General features: G+C 61.2%; 18 protein-coding genes and 1 pseudogene. 5 read left to right on the top strand and 14 right to left on the bottom strand.

Features of this window, described 5'->3' with window-relative positions:
• Nucleotides 1-46 precede the first annotated feature (46 nt).
• Nucleotides 47-661 carry a TetR/AcrR family transcriptional regulator gene (locus EDE09_RS20700; RefSeq protein WP_132412739.1) on the top strand — a complete coding sequence of 205 codons (615 nt, stop codon included), beginning with the start codon at nucleotides 47-49 and terminating at the stop codon, nucleotides 659-661.
• A gap of 409 nt (nucleotides 662-1,070) precedes the next feature.
• Here EDE09_RS20700 and EDE09_RS20695 read toward each other — a convergent pair whose 3' ends face one another.
• The 3 genes from EDE09_RS20695 to EDE09_RS20685 all read right to left on the bottom strand — a co-directional run bounded on the left by EDE09_RS20695 (nucleotide 1,071) and on the right by EDE09_RS20685 (nucleotide 6,038).
• Nucleotides 1,071-1,700: a glutathione S-transferase family protein gene (locus tag EDE09_RS20695; RefSeq protein ID WP_132412737.1), complete on the bottom strand. Its 630-nt coding sequence runs from the start codon at nucleotides 1,698-1,700 to the stop codon at nucleotides 1,071-1,073.
• Nucleotides 1,701-1,815: 115 nt separating this feature from the next.
• Nucleotides 1,816-4,929, bottom strand: coding sequence for an efflux RND transporter permease subunit (locus EDE09_RS20690; protein WP_132412735.1), 3,114 nt, complete (start codon nucleotides 4,927-4,929; stop codon nucleotides 1,816-1,818).
• A complete protein-coding gene (locus tag EDE09_RS20685) occupies nucleotides 4,929-6,038 on the bottom strand; it encodes an efflux RND transporter periplasmic adaptor subunit (protein WP_132412733.1) in 1,110 nt (369 codons plus the stop codon). The genes EDE09_RS20690 and EDE09_RS20685 overlap by 1 nt, the downstream gene beginning before the upstream one ends.
• A 98-nt stretch (nucleotides 6,039-6,136) precedes the next feature.
• Here EDE09_RS20685 and EDE09_RS20680 point away from each other — a divergent pair, with 98 nt between their 5' ends.
• Nucleotides 6,137-6,724 carry a TetR/AcrR family transcriptional regulator gene (locus EDE09_RS20680; RefSeq protein WP_105374691.1) on the top strand — a complete coding sequence of 196 codons (588 nt, stop codon included), beginning with the start codon at nucleotides 6,137-6,139 and terminating at the stop codon, nucleotides 6,722-6,724.
• 166 nt (nucleotides 6,725-6,890) lie between these two features.
• Nucleotides 6,891-8,189, top strand: coding sequence for a beta-ketoacyl-ACP synthase II (fabF, locus tag EDE09_RS20675; protein ID WP_132412731.1), 1,299 nt, complete (start codon nucleotides 6,891-6,893; stop codon nucleotides 8,187-8,189).
• Nucleotides 8,190-8,230: 41 nt separating this feature from the next.
• On the opposite strand, the pseudogene EDE09_RS20670 reads toward fabF, so the two are convergent.
• From EDE09_RS20670 to EDE09_RS20625, 10 genes and pseudogenes are all read right to left on the bottom strand, one after another.
• Nucleotides 8,231-8,707, bottom strand: a pseudogene (locus EDE09_RS20670) (gluconokinase).
• A 22-nt stretch (nucleotides 8,708-8,729) separates the two neighbouring features.
• Nucleotides 8,730-9,485, bottom strand: coding sequence for an SDR family oxidoreductase (locus EDE09_RS20665; protein WP_132412729.1), 756 nt, complete (start codon nucleotides 9,483-9,485; stop codon nucleotides 8,730-8,732).
• Nucleotides 9,486-9,552: 67 nt separating this feature from the next.
• Entirely contained in the window at nucleotides 9,553-10,584 is a 1,032-nt protein-coding gene (locus tag EDE09_RS20660) for an L-idonate 5-dehydrogenase (RefSeq protein ID WP_105374694.1), read from the bottom strand.
• Nucleotides 10,585-10,592: 8 nt separating this feature from the next.
• Nucleotides 10,593-11,540: a 2-hydroxyacid dehydrogenase gene (locus EDE09_RS20655; RefSeq protein ID WP_132412727.1), complete on the bottom strand. Its 948-nt coding sequence runs from the start codon at nucleotides 11,538-11,540 to the stop codon at nucleotides 10,593-10,595.
• A gap of 44 nt (nucleotides 11,541-11,584) precedes the next feature.
• On the bottom strand, nucleotides 11,585-12,355 hold the full coding sequence (locus EDE09_RS20650) for a 5-oxoprolinase subunit PxpA (protein WP_112796834.1): 771 nt from the start codon (nucleotides 12,353-12,355) through the stop codon (nucleotides 11,585-11,587).
• A 19-nt stretch (nucleotides 12,356-12,374) separates the two neighbouring features.
• Nucleotides 12,375-12,779, bottom strand: a complete 405-nt coding sequence (locus tag EDE09_RS20645) for a hypothetical protein (RefSeq protein ID WP_132412725.1) — start codon at nucleotides 12,777-12,779, stop codon at nucleotides 12,375-12,377.
• Complete coding sequence (locus tag EDE09_RS20640) at nucleotides 12,776-13,762, bottom strand: biotin-dependent carboxyltransferase family protein (RefSeq protein ID WP_132412723.1); 987 nt, start codon at nucleotides 13,760-13,762, stop codon at nucleotides 12,776-12,778. Before EDE09_RS20640 ends, EDE09_RS20645 begins: the two co-directional genes overlap by 4 nt.
• Nucleotides 13,759-14,433 (bottom strand): 5-oxoprolinase subunit PxpB, encoded by a 675-nt coding sequence (gene pxpB, locus EDE09_RS20635; protein WP_132412721.1) that lies wholly within the window; start codon nucleotides 14,431-14,433, stop codon nucleotides 13,759-13,761. Before pxpB ends, EDE09_RS20640 begins: the two co-directional genes overlap by 4 nt.
• The gene (gene accC / locus EDE09_RS20630; protein WP_132412719.1) at nucleotides 14,430-15,803 is read right to left on the bottom strand and encodes an acetyl-CoA carboxylase biotin carboxylase subunit; all 1,374 of its coding nucleotides are present in this window, start codon (nucleotides 15,801-15,803) and stop codon (nucleotides 14,430-14,432) included. Before accC ends, pxpB begins: the two co-directional genes overlap by 4 nt.
• Nucleotides 15,800-16,240 carry a biotin/lipoyl-containing protein gene (locus tag EDE09_RS20625; RefSeq protein WP_165924245.1) on the bottom strand — a complete coding sequence of 147 codons (441 nt, stop codon included), beginning with the start codon at nucleotides 16,238-16,240 and terminating at the stop codon, nucleotides 15,800-15,802. The genes accC and EDE09_RS20625 overlap by 4 nt, the downstream gene beginning before the upstream one ends.
• 256 nt (nucleotides 16,241-16,496) lie before the next feature.
• On the opposite strand from EDE09_RS20625, the gene EDE09_RS20620 reads away from it, so the two are divergent.
• Both EDE09_RS20620 and EDE09_RS20615 read left to right on the top strand, forming a co-directional pair.
• The gene (locus EDE09_RS20620) at nucleotides 16,497-17,702 is read left to right on the top strand and encodes an aspartate transaminase (RefSeq protein ID WP_132412715.1); all 1,206 of its coding nucleotides are present in this window, start codon (nucleotides 16,497-16,499) and stop codon (nucleotides 17,700-17,702) included.
• A 67-nt stretch (nucleotides 17,703-17,769) separates the two neighbouring features.
• Complete coding sequence (locus tag EDE09_RS20615; protein ID WP_132412713.1) at nucleotides 17,770-18,444, top strand: 4-carboxy-4-hydroxy-2-oxoadipate aldolase/oxaloacetate decarboxylase; 675 nt, start codon at nucleotides 17,770-17,772, stop codon at nucleotides 18,442-18,444.
• An 82-nt stretch (nucleotides 18,445-18,526) separates the two neighbouring features.
• On the opposite strand, the gene EDE09_RS20610 is transcribed toward EDE09_RS20615, so the two are convergent.
• Nucleotides 18,527-19,831, bottom strand: a complete 1,305-nt coding sequence (locus EDE09_RS20610; RefSeq protein ID WP_105374704.1) for a TRAP transporter large permease subunit — start codon at nucleotides 19,829-19,831, stop codon at nucleotides 18,527-18,529.
• Nucleotides 19,832-19,878 lie beyond the last annotated feature (47 nt).

Raw genomic sequence — 19,878 nt, 5'->3', positions numbered from 1 at the left:
GCAATGTTACCCCTGTCAACAATGTAGTCACGAGAAACTTAAAGCCATGACGGACGTTCAAAACCGCCCCTATCACCACGGTGATCTCCGCCGCACGATCATTGAAACGGGACTAGACATCCTCCGCGATGAAAAGAACTGGCAGTTTACGCTGCGAGAGGTCGCCCGTCGGGCTGGCGTCAGCCACGCCGCGCCCTACAAACACTTTCCGGACAAAGCTGCTCTGCTCGTCGAACTCGCCATGATTGGATTCGATCGACTACGCGAGGCGCTAGCGGGAGCGAAACCCGAAGCCCCCCAATCTCTGTTCGAAGAAATCATGCCAATATCCCTGGCATATGTCGCCTTTGGCACCGATAACCCGGCCCTGTATCGCCTGATGTTCAGCGCGGAGGAGGGACGCTCCGTGGGAATGCATCTCGATCAAAGAGCGCTTGCGGTATTCGACATAGTGTTGGACATGCTCAGTCGCGGTCAGGACGCCGGGACCATTCGCAAGCGGCCAGTTAGGGGGCAGGCGACCGCCGCATGGGCGCTTATTCACGGCATCACCTTGCTGGCGATCGATGGACTTCTGGTGCCGGAAAAGGTCGGATCGGCGCCGCTAGACGCAGCCATCGCCACCTTGGTGGAAGGGCTGGCAATCCCGCAACCGATATAGCAGCGAGTTACAAGGCGCGGCAAGCTATCTGCGGCGGCTCAGCCTGATCTCCAAAATCAGTTTAGCGCCGGTCGGCTTCCCGCTCGCTGGGCTGATCTCTCCCACGCTTTTGGTTGTTGGCAGCCGTAAGTCTTGGTTTGTTTCCAGGCGGGACCTGCTTTCGATGGTGTCGCAGCACAGGCAACCACGCCGCATCATCGGTTCGTTAGTGACACTCAGTGATCAGCGAACGCAGTTGACCGATACGAATTTGCGTCATCCTGATCAGACCTCTAAATAACTCAAACTCAGGTTACTTACCTCAAACGGATCGATGGTGCGGCGAAGAGGAAAAAGGAGTTTCTTCCTTTGCTGCTTCCTGAATTGCCAATCGCCGCAAGAAAAAGAACCCGAATCATGCGGATTCCCGTTAAAGAGCGAAATTTTCCACCGACAGATTTTCGTCTGATCTCCCTGATGTTCTCCTCACTGATGGGGGCGCATTCAGAGCGCGTTGGAACGCTTCTCTTTCCTCGCCGCAGGCCACGTAATTCTGCAGACGCCTGCTCTGCTTCAGAATGTCCGAATCCTTCAGTGGTCGCAGAACGCTAACCATCATCAGATCGCCAACGCTGAAGTCTTCGCCTTCAAACCATGTCTTCTCGCCAAGGACCAGGGCGAGTTGTTGAAGCCTCTGCTCAAGATACCCGACACTGCCTGAAGCGATGCATGGCTCGATTGTGTTAACGGCGGCAAACATCCACATGATGGACCGGGAGCGGGCATCTGGCCCCCCTGGAAGCAGGCCGGCAAAACGCTGTGCTATGTGAAGTACAATGGCGCCCGATTCGAAGAGGGTCAAATCCCCCTCTTGATAAACCGGCATCTGACCGAACGGTTGCAGTTGCATATAGTCGGGGCGACGCATTTCAGAGAAGGTAACATACCTCAAACTATACGGCTGACCGACCTCCTCAAGCGCCCATCTGACGCGTGTGTCGCGGTGGTACCCCCTGCCACCATCAGGAGGATGTCTGAATACTGATACTACAGGGTTCATTGCGGTTTCCTTCTCATCATGACTGCGACGAGACCCGAGTGGGGGCTTGCCCCCCAACGCCGTGCCTGCCTCTAGGATATATCTCCCGCAGGGGTTCCTGCGGGAGATACCTTGTCTATTCGGCGGCCAATGCGTGCTGAGGTCTGGGGACGTCCGCGCCGGTCGTCGAAGATCCTTCCGCTTTTGGCGGCTTGATGCGAAACCATGCTGCATAGAGTGCAGGCAGGAAGAGCAGGATGATAAACGTCCCGACTGCCGTTCCGCCGATCAGCGTGTAGGCCATCGAACCCCAGAAAACCGAATGCGTCAGGGGAATGAAGGCGAGGACTGCGGCAAGCGCCGTGAGGATGACGGGCCTTGTTCTTTGAACCGTTGCTTCGATCACCGCATGATAGTCATCCCGACCTGCCGCCTTGTTCTCCTTGATCTGCTCGGTCAGGATCAGCGTGTTGCGCATGAGGATGCCCGCCAGACCGATGAGACCCAGGATCGCGTTGAAGCCGAAGGGCTGATTGAAGAGGATGAGCGTCGGCACCACGCCTGCGAGACCGAGCGGGGCTGTCAGCATCACCATCGTCATCGTCGATAGGCTGCGTACCTGAAGGATAATGACGATCAGGGTTGCAGCTATCATGAGCGGGAACACCTTTACCAAGGCCGTATTGGCCTTAAGTGACTCCTCGATATTGCCGCCCATCTCGATGCTATAGCTCGCCGGAAGTGACGCAATGAGAGGTTCGAACGCTTTCATAACCTGCTGGGCGACTTCTGGCGGTTGGGTCGCCTCGTTGATGTCGGACCTCACGGTTACCACAGGCGTTCGGTCACGGCGCTTGAGGATCGGCTCTTCGAAGCGCACCTCCGTGTGGCCGATCTGGTCGAGCGGGATTGTCCGACCCTCTCTCGTGACAAGCGAAAAGTCGGCGAGCCTTGCTGGGTCGAGGCGGATTTCACCCGCGCTTCTGGCCACGACAGGAACATTTCGGATGTTCTCACGGACTTGCGTAACCGGCACACCACTCAGCAGGAGCTGTATTTGCTGGGCAGCCTCGGCACTGGACATGCCAATAAGGTTCAGGCGATCCTGGTCAGGAACGAACCTGACAACAGGTGTGCGGTTACCCCAGTCGCGGTTGGCGTTTCTGACGTCAGGTACCGAAGTCATGAGAGCAAGGGCCTGCTCGGAGATTTTGTACAGCTCTTCGGCGTCCGGCCCCTTGATCCGGAATTCCACAGGAAACGGCGTGTAGGGGCCGAAGACGAGTTGCGTCACACGAACGAATGCTTCGGGCGCCAGCCCTTGCGCAACGGCTTCCCGCAGACGCAGTTTCAGCACCTCGCGCTCATGGGCGTCGGGCGTCAGAACAACGATCTTTGCAAAGGCCGGATCGGGCAGCTCAGGCGCCATTGCAAAGAAGAATCGGGGCGCACCTTGACCGATGTAGCTGGTCGCGATCTTCGTTTCGGGCTGCTGCTTCAGCCAGTCTTCAAGCTTCTTGACCGTGGCTGTCGTCGTTTCGATGCTCGTGCCTTCAGGCATGCGGACTTCGACAAGAACCTCAGGGCGGTCAGAGGTCGGGAAGAACTGCTGCTTCAGCGCACCCATTCCGACAACGGAAAGTGCCATAACGACGCCAACGACAGCGCAGGTCAGGAATTTGTGCTTGACGGTGAATTCGATCGCGCCGCGCAGCCGCCTGTAGTTCGGCGTATCGTAGATCGCATGATGGCCGCCTGCCACAGGCTTGATATAGGGGAGCAGCTTAATGCCGAGATAGGGGGTGAAGATCACCGCGACGAACCAGGATACGATCAGAGCAAAACCGACGATCCAGAAGATATTGCCGGCATATTCACCCGCTGCGGAGGCGGCAAAACCGACCGGCATCAGGCCGATAATGGTCACAAGCGTGCCCGATAGCATAGGCGCCGCAGTATGGCTCCAGGCATAGGCAGCCGCCCCGATTCGGTCCATGCCCTCTTCCATCTTCACAACCATGACTTCGATGGCGATGATCGCGTCATCCACCAGAAGACCGAGCGCCAGGATCAACGCGCCAAGCGTGATGCGGTCGAAGAAGCGTCCACTCTCCAGCATGATAATGAAGACGACGGCAAGCGTCAGCGGCACGGCGAGTGCAACGACAATGCCCACCCGCCAGCCAAGTGCAATAAGGCTGACGAACAGCACGACGCCCAGAGCCATAGCAAATTTCATCATGAACTCGCCAACGGCCGCATCAATATTGACAGCCTGATCACTCACCTTCGTCAGCGTAATGCCAAGTGGCAGCGATTGCGCGATTTGGCTGGAGCGTTGTTCCAGGGCTTTGCCGAGCTCGAGACCGTTCCAGCCTTGCTGCATGACAACACCGAGCATGATGGTCGGTTCGCCATTGTGGCGAATGAGGTAAGTTGACGGCTCCTGATAGCCGCGACGAACCTCTGCAATGTCCGAAAGTTTTAGCGCGCGCCCCGAGGCGACAATAGGCGTATCGGCGATAGACTGTATGCTGTCATACGCGCCGTCGAAACGGATGAAAACTTGGGGACCCTGCGTGTCGATAGAACCTGCCGGCGTTACCGTGTTACGCCGTTGAAGCGCTGCGGCAACATCCTGCGGAGAGATGCCAAGTGTCGCAAGTTTCTCGTATGAAAACTCGACGAATATCTGCTCTTGCTGCTCACCCAGAATGTTGATTTTCTTTACGCCTGGCACATGAAGCATGTCCTGCCTGATCTTTTCCGCTTCCCGGACGAGATCGCGCATTGGCATGCCCTGCGCCTTGAGAGCGTAAAGGCCGAAGCTGACGTCAGAATATTCGTCGTTCACGAATGGCCCCAGAACACCCTGCGGCAGGTTTCTGGCTTCATCGCCGAGCTTCTTGCGCGCCTGATAAAATTCTTCGGCGACGGCGCTTGGTGGCGTATTGTCCTTGAGCGTAACGGTAAGATAGGCAAAGCCGGGACGCGTCGTTGTCTCGACACGGTCGTACCATGCCAATTCCTGAATGCGTTTCTCCAGCGGCTCGGCAACGAGATCCTGCATCTCGCGTGCGGTTGCGCCCGGCCAGACAGTCGTGACCGTCAATGTCTTGATGGTAAAGGAGGGGTCTTCCGCGCGGCCTAACTTGACGAAGGCATACGCACCGGCGAGCGACAAGAGAACGATGAAGAAGAGCGTGACGGCACGTTCACGAACGGCCAGAGCGGACAGATTGAAGTTCATCAGTTTGCTGCCTTTTCTGTCTCAAGGCTGGTGCGAACCGACGCTCCATCCTTCAGAAGATGTGCGCCGAGGGCAACAACTGCCTCTCCGGGCTTAACGTTCGTAAGGACCACATTCTCTTCGCTCAGCCGTTCGACCTTCACATCACGAAACGTCACGGCCGATGTTTGCTGATCAATGATCCACACGCCTGTGCGCGTACCGTCGTCCAGAAGGGCACCGATCGGCAGTTCGGCGTGGTTCTGTGCATCTCTGTTCTCGATTTCTATAGTGACGGTCGCCCCCAGTGGAGCATTGGCCGCAGCCCCTTCAAGCACCCATCGCGTTTCATAGGTGCGGGTCTGTTGATCGGCAGAATCGGAGATTTGGCGTAAGGTGGCATTTTCCGTGTTGCTTCTGCCATAGATGGACGCAGAAGCTTGAGCACCGATTTCAGGACGCATGGTTTCAGGAAGCCAGACGATGGCTTCGCGAGGACCGGATTTCGCGAGCCGCACTACCGGTTGCCCGGCCGTCACAACCTGGCCGGGTTCACCAAGCGTCTCGACAATCGTTCCGTCTGCATCGGCAACGAGAACTGCATATTTCGCTTCGTTTTCTGCTACATTTGCGTCCGCCTGTGCGGCAGCCAACTGTGCCGTCGCCGTATCCAACAGGGCCTTCGATCGTTCATATTGCTGCGTCGAAGCGGCAGAGGTCTTCACCAGCACGGCGAAGCGTTTCTCATCGGCTTTCGCTTGGACAAATGTCGCCTGTGCTGCAATGACAGCGTTCCGCTTGGCGGTCAGAGCAAGGCGAAGATCGGTCTCGTCAAGCCTCATCAATGGCTGTCCAGCGCTTACCTGCTCCCCGACGTCGACAAAACGTTCAACGATCTTGCCGGGGACACGAAAGCCGAGGTTGCTCTGGACCCGGGCACCAACGGTTCCGGTAAAGCTGCTGCTCGAATTGGCAGGCAGTCGGGCCGTCGCAAGGTTGACAAGTGGCGCCAATGTCCGGGGATCGGCACCCTTTGCCTCGGGTGCCTGCGTCGGAAGCAGCAGTGCTGCGGCTCCGCCTGCGGCCAGCGCCAGCACTGCTGCTGCAGTGACAACAAGTTTCCGTTTCATTTCATCGCCCCTTCTTGACGGCCATTCCAAAAATATTAGATTGCAACCTAACTCTAAAAATAATATAGATGTCAAATGAAATCTAAAATGAGGTCCATATGAGAGTGAGCCGCGCACAGGCAGAAGAAAACAGGGAACGGGTGATCACTGTCGCCAGCCGATTATTTCGAGAGCACGGGTTCGATGGGATCGGCCTGAAAGACCTGATGAAGGGTGCAGGCCTCACCCAGGGTGGATTCTACAAGCAGTTCGCATCGAAGGACGATCTTGCCGCACTGGCTTCGCGGCGCGCGCTTGAGAGTGCGACCCGCCGGTGGTCTGCTGCCGCAGCAGATACGTCAGACCCACTAGAGGCAGTCATCAGGTTCTACCTCTCGAAAGATCATAGCGGCGAGAAGGCAGAAGGATGCCCGCTTGTCGCTCTCGGTTCCGACGCTGCCCGTCAAACTGCCGAAGTTCGGCGCCCGTTTGAGGATGGCATCCGAGCACATTTCGAGGTGCTCGAAGAAATGATCGGCGAGAGCGACGGAACGGCGGTCGCCGACAAGGCCATGGCAATATTGTCCATGATGGTCGGTGCAGTAATGTTGTCCAGGATCATCGAGGATAAAGAATTGTCATCCGGTGTTCTTGATTCAGCCGCAAGTGAAGTCCGGCGCATAGCTGGCCGCGATGTCAGCGCCTAACGGACAGCTTCTTGGTACTGGGCGGCGGTAGGTGCATTTAGCCTAGCCTCAGTCGCCCAAGTATCTGAAAAATAGCGAGAACCGCGTGTCCCACGTTAACGACCGGTTATTCGGTAGGACGCCGGAGGCATGCCTATTTCTAGGATTAAACACAGGTGGAAAACAGATGCGCCGTATCGTTGTAACAGGAATGGGAGCCATCAGCCCCCTGGGAGCAAACGTCGATATCTCCTGGTCGCGACTTCTTGCAGGCCAAAGCGGCATTCGACGACTGGATGACGACGTGGTCGGGGATCTGCCGTCGAAAATTGGAGGCTTGGTCCCTTCTCTGGCTGACGACCCCGAAGGAGGATTTGATCCTGACAGGACCCTGCCCTCGAAGGATCAACGGAAGGTCGACCGCTTCATCATCTTTGCACTGGCAGCGGCTGAAGAGGCGTTGGCGCAGGCACATTGGAAGCCGGCATCGAATGAAGATCGGCTAAGAACCGCGACCATTATCGCGTCCGGTATCGGCGGCTTTCCAGCAATCACCGACGCGGTACGCACCGTCGACCACCGCGGTGTCCGCCGCCTTTCACCATTCACAATACCGTCTTTCCTCGTCAATCTCGCAGCGGGACAAGTCTCGATCCGCCATGGTTTCAAAGGTCCGCTTGGAGCGCCCGTGACGGCATGTGCCGCTGGGGTTCAGGCGATCGGCGATGCCGCAAGACTGATCAGGTCCAATGAAGCCGACATTGCGGTTTGTGGTGGCACTGAGGCCTGTATGAACATTGTCAGCCTTGGCGGTTTCGCGGCGGCAAGGTCACTATCAACGGGCTTTAACGAGACGCCGGCCAAGGCATCACGTCCCTTCGATACGTTGCGCGACGGCTTCGTCATGGGTGAGGGCGCGGGCATACTCGTTATAGAAGCCCTTAGTCATGCTCTCGCTCGCGGTGCGACCCCGATTGCAGAACTCGTCGGGTACGGCACGACAGCCGATGCTCATCACATCACCTCCGGTCCCGAAGACGGAAGCGGCGCGCGCAGGGCAATGGAAATTGCCATCGCGCAAGCGGGCATTGCCCCTTCTGCGATTGGTCATCTGAACGCGCATGCGACCTCTACACCGGTTGGCGATCTCGGAGAAATCAAGGCTATCAAAAGTGTATTTGGCCAAAGAAAGTCGGTGGCTGTCAGCGGAACCAAGTCTGCGACGGGGCACCTGCTCGGCGCGGCCGGCGGGCTGGAAGCCATCTTCACGATTTTGGCGCTCAAAAACCAGATCGCGCCGCCGACACTGAACCTGAACACGCCGGATCCGGAAGCGGACGGGATCGATTTTGTCGCAAACGAAGCGCGATCCCTGGACGCTGAATATGCCATATCCAACGGTTTCGGTTTTGGCGGCGTCAATGCCAGCGTTCTTTTCCGACGCTGGGCAAAGACAAGCAACCGCGGGATATCCTCCTTGCGCTAACGCTCGTCGCCACATCCAAAACTCCATGAACCCGAGACCAGCTACCGAGCGTCAAAGAACACAACAATTTGGTCGACAATTGCCTCCAAAGGCTTGGCTACATTAACGGTGATGGCGTCTTCCTCCACGCCGGGCGGCTCCAGCGTGGCGAACTGGCTTTCAATCAGATCCGTCGGCATGAAATGGCCGGTGCGGGCCGCCATGCGGGTGGCGATCAGGTCCTTTGTGCCAGAAAGGTGCACGAAGACGACCAGCGCACCCTTCCTCGCCCGGATACGGTCGCGATAGCTCCGCTTGAGCGACGAACAGCCGACGATCAAGGTGCTTTCCGCCTCGGCCCGCCGCGAGCCGATCTCGCCGAGCCAGGGCCAGCGGTCCTCGTCGGTCAACGGCTCGCCGCGCCTCACCTTCTCGATATTGGCCTACGGGTGCAGGTCGTCGCCATCGAGATAGATAGCACCGAGGCGCGCGGCCAACGCCGCGCCGACCGCCGACTTGCCGCAGCCGGCGACGCCCATCAGCAGGATGCGCCGAGGTACATCAGAGCGAGGCTGTGATACCACCGTCGACATAGAGCACGTGTCCGTTGACGAAGGAGGAGGCGTTGGAGGCAAGGAAGATGCAGGCGCCCACCAGTTCCTCCACCTTGCCCCAGCGGCCCGCCGGTGTGCGTTTCTCCAGCCAGGCGGAAAAGGCCGGATCGGCAACCAGCGCGGCATTCAGCGGCGTGTCGAAATAGCCTGGCGCAATGGCATTGCATTGCAGCCCGTATTTCGCCCAGTCGGTCGCCATGCCTTTGGTCAGGTTGCCCACGGCGCCCTTTGTGGCGGTATAGGGGGCTATGCCGGGACGGGCGAGAGCGGTCTGCACGCTGGCGATGTTGATGATCTTGCCGGCACCGCGCCCGATCATGTGGCGGGCGACCGCCTGGCCCACATTGAAGACGGTGGAGATATTGGTCTTCAGCAGTCGCTCGAAAGCGTCGGCCGGGAAGTCCTCCAGCGGCGTGCGGTGCTGCATGCCGGCATTGTTGACCAGGACGTCGATCGCACCGACCTCCGCCTCGCAGGCATCGACCGCCCGGCGCACGGCCTCGTGATCGGTCGCATCGAAAGCAAGGGTGTGTTTTGCCCCAATCTCCCTTGCGGCTAGGGCCAGCTTGGCCTCGTCGCGGCCGTTGAGGACAACCTCGGCGCCGGCGGCAGCGAGGCCGCGTGCGAGCGCGAGCCCGATGCCCTGGGAGGAGCCGGTGACGAGGGCGCGCTTGCCGGTGAGATCGAAGAGTTGGATGCTCATGGTCTGCTGGTCTCTTTGTTTGCAGTGGCGGCCTGAAGACCGCGTCGGTCTCTTCCTACTATTGCTCTCAGGAAAATGCGATCTGCGTCTTCATGGACTGCCCCTTGTCCGAGGCGATCTCGAATGCCTTGAGGGCATCGGAGAGCGGCAGCATGTGGGTGATCAGCGGCTTCACATCGATCAGGCCGCCTTGCATCAGCGCCACCGCCGTGGCGAATTCCTCATGGAAACGGAAGGAGCCCCGCAGGTCCAGTTCCTTTGCCGTGATCACCATCATCGGCAGGCTCATATCGCCTCCGAGGCCGAGCTGCACGATCGTGCCGCGCGACCTGAGCGCCTGAATGCCGGCGGCCAGGGCCGCTTGTGCGCCAGAGCATTCGTACAGGACGTCGAATGTACCCTTGTTCTGGCTGAAGGGAACAAGTCCGTCGCGATCTTCCGAAAGATCGATCGTCCGATCCGCGCCGACCGCCCGGGCAAAGCCCAGCGCTCGGTCGGACAGATCGGCCGCAACGATTTCTGATGCACCCGCCCGCCTTGCGGCGAGGATGGATAGCGTGCCGATCGGACCGCAGCCGGTGATCAGCACGCGCTTGCCGAGCATCTCTCCAGCGCGACGGGTGGCATGCAGCGTCACCGACAGCGGTTCGGCCATCGCAGCCTCCCCCGCCGAAAGACCCTCAGCCTTCACGCACTGGCTGGCCTTGGCGACGAGCCGCTCACGAAAGGCGCCCTGGATATGCGGAAAGGGCATGGCCGACCCGTAGAAACGCATGTTGAAGCAATGGTTCGGCAGGCCCTTCAGGCAGTAGTCACAGGCTCCGCAGGGCCGCGAAGGCGATACGGCGACGAGATCGCCAACCGCGAGGCCGGATACGCCTTCGCCAAGCACGGCGACATGGCCAGATACCTCATGCCCCAGGATCATCGGTTCCTTCAGCCGCACCGTGCCGAAGCCGCCATGGTTGTAGTAATGCAGGTCCGATCCGCAGATACCGCCGACGGCGAGGCGGATTTCCACCTCGCCCGGCCCCGGCGCTTCAACGGCGTTATCCTCGATACGCAGGTCCTTGGCGGAATGAATGACGATCGATTTCATGGCTTTCCTCACAGAACCGGCGTCGGCAATGGCCGACCGTCGAAATGGGCCGACAGGTTGTCGAAGACCAGCGCGCCCATGGCCTTGCGGGTTTCCACTGTGCCGGAGGCCATGTGCGGCTGCAGCAGCACGTTGTCGAGCGCCAGGAACCGCGGGTCGAGATTGGGTTCCCCCTCGAAGACATCGAGGGCGGCAGAGCCGAGTGTCCGATTTTCCAGCGCATCGAGCAGCGCCTTTTCATCGATATTGGAAGCGCGCGAGATGTTGATCAGCATGCCCTCGGGACCGAGCGCCTCGATGACCTTGCTGCCGACGATGTGGCGCGTGTCGGCTGATGCGGCCAAGGTCACGAACAGAAAATCGGAGCGGGCGGCGAGCGCGACAGGATCGGCGACGAAGGTCCAATCCTTCGCATAATCTTTCGGGGCCACATCGCTATAGGCGATTTCCATGTCGAAGCCTGAAAGGCGCTTGGCGACCTCGAAGCCAATGCGGCCGAGGCCGAGCACGCCGGCCCGCTTGCCGTGCACGCGCGATTTCAGCGGATAGAGGCCCTTCCGCGCCCAGTCGCCGCTCCTGACCCAGCTTTCGCCGCCGATCATGCCGCGCGCCTGTGCCAGCATCATCGCCATCCCCAAATCCGCCACGTCCTTGGTCAGGACATCGGGCGTGTTGGTGACGCGAATGCCGCGTTCCCGGGCTGCAGCCAGATCGACGGCATCGAAGCCGACGCCATAGACGCAGATGACTTCAAGCTTCGGCAGCGCCTCGATCATGACCCTGTTGGCACCGAGTTCGCCGCGGGTCGCAATGGCGCGAATATTCGACCCATGCTGGGCCAGAAATGCGACCTTGTCACTCGCTTCGAAATAGCGGTGCATGGTGAAGGTGGCGTTCAGGCGCTCCTCGTCCCAGGCGGGATAGGGGCCGACCTGAAGAATTTCGATCCTGCTCACGGTGTTTTCTCCCAATTTGTCTTGTCGCCGGCAGCAGCCGGAAATCAGCCTTCGCACAGTTTGGACAGCGCGGTGAATTCGGCACCTTCGGCCGCGAGCGACCGGCGGATTTCTCGCGCCAGTGCGACGGCCCCCGGCGTATCCGAATGCACCAGGATGGAGCGCGCATGCATGTCGATGACCTGACCGTCGACCGCCTCGACCGTGCCCTCGCGAAGAAGGCGCAGAATGCGCGCCATGACGGCGCTCTCGTCCTTGATGACGGCTCCCGGCAGGGAGCGCGGTGCCAGCTGGCGATCGGCGGTATAGGCCCGGTCGGCGAGAAACAGGCGATGGCATTTCATACCCATGCCCATCGCTTCCTTTTCCAGCGCCGAGCCGGGCAGGACGAGAAAGTGGATATCCGGATCGAAAGAAAAGGTCGCCCTAACCAGAATTTCGGCAATAGCGGGATCGGCCGATGCCTTGTTGCCCAACGCTCCATGGGGATTGAGATGGGTGATGCGGTGTCCGGCGGCCCCGGCGATCGCATGCAACGCTCCGAGCTGGTAGAGGATGTGCATTTCCAGTTCCCGGGCATCCATGACCATGGGACGGCGCCCAAAACCCATGCGGTCGGGATAGCTGACATGGGCGCCCAGGTCGACGCCATGCTCAAGCGCCAGCCGCACTGTGCGGTCCATGATGACGGGATCGCCGGCGTGGTAACCGCAGGCGACATTGGCCGACGTGATGAGCGGCATCAGCGCCGCGTCGTCGGCAATCGTGTAGGGCCCGAAACCCTCGCCGAGGTCCGCATTGATATCGATCCGCATTCCCGCACCTCCCCTGTTGTCAGCCATGCGCTACGAATTCGAAAACAGGCGTGCCGTAACCGACGATATCGCCTTCTTCCCGCAGCCTCCTGCCGAGCGAGCCGGGCTTTTCCGCGACGACAGCGGTGATGGCCTGGCCGGAGACGACATAAGCGACGGCCTGTCCTGCCCCCATGGTGAGACCTTCGGCCGCGACATCTTCCGGCCGGCCGGGATGGGCGAAGACAAGGCGCCCCATGGACGCGGTCGAGATCGTCTCTGGCTCAGCAACAGCCGGCGCCGGGGCCGCGCTCAAGGGCACGGCGGAGGCGGGGTCGAGCCGCATCGAAATACTCGCCCGGCCATCGGAATAGGACAAATGCGACAAGCCGGCAGCGATCATGCGGGCAAGGAGGTCATCGAGGTCGGCCACCGTCAGGCTCATGCGACACCCCATGCTGTTGCCAGGCGGCGCTGGCGACCTACGTCAGCTGCCAGTTGGGCAAGATATGTCTCCGTCTCGTCATGCGCATCGGCTGCGCCTGCCGTGTCGCATTCCACGAAACGCAGCGCATCACCCGGCCGGGCCTGGGCAATCCGCCAAAGGTCCGCATCGATGACCACCCCGATCTTCGGATAACCACCCATGGTGGCGGCATCGGCCAGCTGGATGATCGGCTGTCCGCCGGCTGGCACCTGGACGACGCCGGGCACTACCCCATGCGACCTGAGTTCGCGCGGCCGCGTCAGCGCTAGCTCGGGACCTTCGAGCCGGTAGCCGGCACGGTTGCTCTGCACGGTCACCTTCCAGTCTGCCGACCAGAAGGCGGCACGGGAGGCGTCGTCGTAGTCCGCGTGCTCGGCCGCCGGGATGACGCGCACCGCAGTTGTGCTATCGCCTGCCGCCGCAAGCGCCACAGCGGGCGGCACCGTCCCGACCCCTGCATGAGGAAGCCTGACGTCATTACCCACGGCGGCTATGCGATCACCCTTTGCCAGCGCCCGGCCCTCGATGCCCCCGAAGGTCTCGCGCAACTGCGTGCTGCGCGAGTCAAGCACTTCCGGTACGTCGATGCCACCGGCAACACAGAGATAGACGCGGCATCCGGAACGCGGCGCATTGAGCGTGAGCACATCCTCCGCCTTTGCGCGGGTGGCCCAAAAGGGCGGCAACGGCCGGTCGCCGAGCATGGCGCCGCAATCCGCCCCCGTCAGTGAAAAATTCAGGTCGGAATTGAAGCGCAGGCGCAGCGGCAGGATCGGGATCTCAAGCCCGGCGGCGCCACGGTCATTACCCAGCAACAGGTTGCCAATGGCGAGCGCCAGCCTGTCCATCGCCCCGGACCGGCAGACGCCATAGCGATAGAAGCCGCTGCGGCCGAGATCCTGGATAGTGACCAGCGAAGGCGTGGAAAGGATCTCGATCATGCGATGACGCGCTCCGCCTTGAACCGAATGACATCGCCGGGCTTCAGCAGAGCCGGCGGCAGCCGTTTAGGGTCGAAAAAGCTGATCTCGGCTCGGCCGATCGTGTGCCAGCCGCTCGGACCGGCCGAGGCCGAAACGCCGGTCTGCATGCCGGCAAGCGAGAGGGACCCGCCGGGAATACTAACCAGCGGCACCTTGCGACGGGGCATGAACAGACGCGCATCGAGACCGCCAAGATAGCAATAGCCGGCATGGCTGCCGACGGCATAGACGGTGTAATCTGGCTCGGTGTGGATCCGTACGACCTCGGCGACGGACAAGCCCGTGCCTTCCGCCACGTCGTGCAGATGGGGACCACCCTCGCCGCCGTAGACGATGGGCAATTCCAGCACGGTCGGCTCCACATGCTTTTCGTCGCCGGTATCCCAGGCGCCACGGAGCAGCGTTTCGAAGACGCCGATATCTCGGGGCGGCCGGGCCAGGATCAGCATCAGGTTGGTCATGCCGGGCACCGCCTCGACGACCATGTCCCAGGTTGCGGCGGCATCCGCCAGCGCCCAGATGCGCCTCTGATGCTGGATATCGAATGCGCCCGGCGCTTCGAACAGGATGGCGCTGGATCCAAGCGGTGTGATACGCGGCTCTTCCAGGCTGGCGGCGGAAGCGCTCATGCGATGCCCCTCTTCTCCAGCAGCTTTTCCAGATGGTGAATGTCGACGCCCCCCGCGACAAAACCCGGATCGCACAGCAGTTCCGCATGCAGCGGCGCGTTGCAGGCGGGGCCGGCGATGACAAGCTCCGACAGGGCAAGCCGCATGCGCGCCAGGGCCTCTGCCCGCGTCGCGCCATGCACGATCAGCTTGGCGATCATGGAATCGTAACTCGACGGTATGACGTAGCCGCGCGTCACATGGGTATCGACCCGCACACCAGGCCCGCCGGGCAACACCAGATCTTCAATAAGGCCCGGCCGCGGCGCGAAGGTGAAAGGATCCTCTGCATTGATCCGGCATTCCAGTGCATGGCCCGAGATGCCGATATCCCGCTGCCGGAGGCCCAGCGGCTCGCCGCCTGCAATGCGCAACTGGGCCGTGACGATGTCGATGCCCGTGACCAGTTCCGTGACCGGATGCTCGACCTGGACGCGGGTGTTCATCTCGATGAAATAGAAGGCCCCGTCCTCGAAAAGGAACTCGAAGGTGCCAGCGCCGATATAGCCGATACGCCGGCACGCTTCAGCACAGCGCTCCCCGATCGCGGCAATTGCGGAACGGTCAATATCAGGCGCCGGCGCTTCTTCAATCACCTTCTGGTGCCGGCGCTGCAGCGAGCAGTCGCGGTCGCTGAGCCAAACGGCCTCGCCATGGCTGTCACACAGTACCTGGATTTCGACATGGCGCGGATGTTCCAGGAACTTCTCGATATAGATATCCGGATTGGCGAAGAAGCGCTGTGCTTCTTCCCGCGTGACCTGCACCGCCTTGAACAGTTCCGCCTGCGAACGAACGACCCGCATGCCGCGCCCGCCGCCGCCGCCCGCCGCCTTCAGGATGACGGGGTAACCGATATCGGCAGCGATTCGTGCGGTCTCGGCCTCATCCTCCCCCAGGGCACCGCCGGAGCCCGGCACGCAGGGCACGCCAACGGCGAGCATCGCCCTCTTCGCGGCGACCTTGTTTCCCATGACGCGGATCGCCTCGGCCGGCGGTCCGATGAAGACGCGCCCGGACGCATGCACCGCTTGGGCGAAATCGACATTTTCAGAGAGGAAGCCGTAGCCGGGGTGGATCGCTTCCGCGCCCGTCAACTCCGCGGCCGTGAGGATCGCCTCGATATTGAGATAGCTTTTGGCTGCGGGTGCCGGGCCGATGCAGATGGCGGCATCTGCGCTCTGCAGATAGGGCGCGTGTCGGTCGGACTCTGAATAGGCGCAGACAGAGCGCAGGCCAAGGGTTCGGCAGGCGCGCTGGATGCGCAACGCGATCTCGCCGCGATTGGCGATCAGGACGCTGGAGAAAGGCAGGGCATGCGGACGTGTCATGATGCGCTGGCCTCGATCACGAAAATCGGCTGCCCCATTGTTACCTCGCCGCCGGCCTTGACCAGGAGTTCAGCGATAACGCCGTCGCGCGGCGCCTCCACGGTAGTGAAGACCTTCATCGCCTCTATCAGGCACAGCGTGTCGCCAGCCTGCACGGGACGCCCGGGTTCGACGAAATCGGGTTCGTCGGGCGACGGCGAGAGATGGACGATCCCGAAGATCGGCGCGTCGACTGTCTGCTTGGACGGGGAGACCCGTGGTGGCGCTGCAGCCGCTGGGACCATGTCGCCTGAGGCCTGCGGCGCGGGAGACGGCTGAACGATGCCGGAGCCAGCCTTGACCAGCCGGATATGTTGGTCTCCGTCGGTGAATTCCAGCTCGGCGAGCGGCGAGGCCGCCATCCACTGCATCACGGTCTTGAGTCTTTCGATATCCATCGGAACCTGCGCTTCTGCCGGGCCTGCCGGACAGCGCTCGATGGCGCTGCGAGACGAGGCAAGACTGGCAAAAACGCTATCATAACGGTTCGATGATGGGGTCAGACCGGTTTTTAATGATGGGTCCGGCCGCTTGTCCATTGGCCGGGACTATTACGCCAGACCGATTCCGTCTTAGCCCTGCCTTCCCGCCCATCTTATGATTCCCCTGCTCTTTTCACAGCCAGAAGCCGCAAAACCGGCAAGCAGGTGATCCATGTCCGACTTCCAGCCCGCAGCGCGTGTCGAGCGCATCAAGCCTTCTCCGAGCACCGCAGCCGCAGCCCGAGCGAGGGAATTGAAAGCCGAAGGCCGTGATATCGTCGACATGACCGTCGGCGAGCCGGATTTCGATACCCCCGACGCCATCAAGGAAGCGGGCATTGTCGCCATCCGCGCCGGCGACACCAAGTATACGCCGGTCAACGGCACGCTGGCTCTGCGCCGAGCGATCGCCGGCCGGCTGCAGCGCCATACGGGCCACGCCTATCCGCTCGACGCAATCACGGCCGGCGGCGGCGGCAAGCAGATCATCTTCCTGGCGCTGATGGCATCAGTAGACAACCAGGCCGAGGTCATCATTCCCGCGCCCTACTGGGTCTCCTATCCCGATATGGTGCTGGCCAATGAAGGCAAGCCCGTCATCGTCACCTGCCCCGAGGCGGACGGCTTCAAGCTGAAACCGGAAGCCTTCGAGGCAGCGATCACTCCGAGAACCCGGTGGCTGATTCTCAACGCGCCTTCCAATCCGACCGGCGCCACTTATTCCCGCGCGGAACTTGAGGCGCTGGCCGCGGTGCTTCAGCGCCATCCCCATGTCTGGGTTTTGACCGACGAAATCTATGACGAGATCTGGTTCGGCGAAGGCAAGGCCGTCAGCCTGGTCGAGGCCGCCCCCAGCCTTGTTGACCGCATCTTCCTAGTGAACGGCGTATCGAAAAGCTACGCCATGACCGGCTGGCGCATCGGCTATGGAGCCGGCCCCGCCCCGCTGGTAGCGGCGGTCAACAAGCTCCAGTCGCAGATTTCGTCCTGCCCGTCCTCCATCAGCCAGGCAGCGGCCGCGGCCGCACTCGACGGCGACCAGGCTTTCATTATCGACAGCGTCGCGGCCTATCGCCGCCGCCGGGACATCGCGGTCGAACGCCTGAATGCGATCGACGGTATTTCCTGCACGGCTCCGGAAGGTGCATTCTATCTCTTCGTCAACTGCGCCGGCCTGATTGGCAAGACCGCCCCCGACGGGCGAAAGATCACCAACGACCTCGACTTCGTGCTCTACCTGCTCGACTGCGGGGTCGCGGCCATCCAGGGCGCCGCCTATGGCCTTTCACCCTATTTCCGGCTGTCGATCGCCACGTCGGAGGCGCAGATCGAAAAGGCCTGCGCCTTGATCGCCAAGGCCTGCGCAGCCCTGTCCTGAGACGGCCGGAACATCGAACCAATCTTGGGGACCGGATGACCGGTCCCTTTTCACAAGGAGGAAAGCCATGGTCCACGTCCGGACAAAAGTCGAACGCGCGTCGCCGGAAAGCGTCGCCGCCCTGTCGCGGCACAGCGTCGCCACCATCCACGAGGCACAGGGACGTCTCGGCGCACTGAGCTCCCGCATAAAGCCTGTCGACCGCGCGATGTCCTTCTGTGGTACCGCCTTCACGGTGAAATGCGCGCCGCGTGACAACATCATGCTCCAGGTCGCTATCCACTACGCAAAGGCCGGCGACGTGATCGTGGTGTCGGCCGGGGAATATGAGGAGGCCGGGTCCTTCGGCGACGTGCTTGCCAATGCCTGCCTGGCAAAAGGCATCGCGGCGGTTGTGACCGACACGGGCGTCCGCGACACTGCCGACCTGATCAAGCTCGGCCTGCCGGTGTTTTCGCTCAGCGTCTGCGTCAAGGGAACCGTCAAGGAGACGCTTGGCCAGATCAATGCCGATATCGTCGTCGGTGACGAGTTGATTCGTCCGGGCGATGTGGTGCGCGGCGATGCCGATGGCGTCGTCGTCATCCGTCGCGAAGATGCCGCCGCCGTCGCAGTCAAGTCGCAGCAGCGCGAAGAAGCGGAAGCTGGCTACATCGCCGCCTACAAGGCCGGCAATACCGTGATCGAGGTGAGCAATCTCGCCGGGGTGCTCGCCGCCAAGGGCCTGACCACAGACGAGTGAACCTTCACCGTTTCCACCTTGTGGAATGAAAAGGGGCGGGTCATGGACTTGCCCCTTTCGCTTGCCGAATGCGTGGACAACTTTAATTCAGGATCAGGTCCGGGAGGAAGGTTACAACTTCGGGAAATAGCGCCAGGAACACCACGAAACCCATCATGATCAGCAGATAGGGCATGGTCACGCGGGCGATGTAGCCCGTTCCGCGTCCGGTTATGTTCTGGATCACCGCGAAATTGAAGGCCACCGGAGGCGTGATCTGCGCCATCTCGACCACCAACACAATGAAGATGCCGAACCAGACCTTATCGAAACCGGCCTGCTCGACAATCGGCAGGACGACCGGCAGGGTCGTGGCGATCATCGAGAAGCCTTCGAGCGCCGTGCCGAGGATCAGGTAAAGCACCATGAGCGCGATGATCAGGGTGATGGGCGACAATTCCCAGGCCGAGACGGTCGCCGCGACCACATCGGGGATGCCCAGCGTGGCGCTGACATTGCCGAGCACCGTCGCACCGAGAATGATCATGCCCATCACGGAACAGGTCTGCACCGCGCCGAGCGCGATATCGCGCAGGACTTTTGCAGACAGCGCATCCTGTGCCCAGGAGAGAGCGAAGGCACCGAGCACGCCGAGGGCCGCCGCCTCCGTCGGCGTGGCTAACCCGCCATACATTGACCCTAGCACACACAGGATCAGGAACAGGGCCGGCCACAGCTCCTTCAACGCGCCGATTCGCTGTGAAAGCGGCATATGACGCAGGGCTCGCTCGCTTTCCGGCACCATGTCCTTGCGAAGGGTCGTGTGGATCATGATCCAGGCACCGAACGTCCCCGCCAGCAGGATACCGGGAATGAACCCCGCCGTGAACAGCCGCAGGACGGATTCTTCCGCCAGCACGCCGTAAATGATCATAACCGTCGAGGGTGGAATGAGAAATCCGAGCGTGCCGGCCCCGGCCAGACTGCCGATGGCGATATCCGGCGAGTAGCCGCGACGCAGCAATTCGGTCAGCGTCATGCGGCCGACCACCTGCGTGGTCGCCGCAGACGAACCCGAAATGGCGGCGAAAATCGAGCATCCGATGATATTCACATGCAGGAGCCGGCCCGGCAGCAGTCCGGCCCAGGGCGCGAGCCCGGCAAACAATGCCTTGGAGAGCTTTGTACGGAACAGGAACTCGCCCATCAGGACGAAGAGCGGGAGCGCGACGAGATCTGGCGTCGTCAAGATGTTGAATGCATATTGCGGCAACAGCCGACCCATCGGCGCCGTCATGAAGAGAAAGCCGAGGCCGAGCGCCGTCGCCAGGAGCGCGATACCGATCCATCCGCCGATGGCCAGGAATCCGAACAGGAATCCGAACAGGCTTCCCATAACAGCAGTCATGTCAAAATTCTCCATCTGGCCGCGCCTGGAAAGGCTGCGGCATGGGG

The sequence above is a fragment of the Neorhizobium sp. S3-V5DH genome, from assembly GCF_004343065.1.
Lineage (GTDB): Bacteria > Pseudomonadota > Alphaproteobacteria > Rhizobiales > Rhizobiaceae > Neorhizobium > Neorhizobium huautlense.
This window is presented reverse-complemented; position numbering and strand designations above follow the sequence as displayed.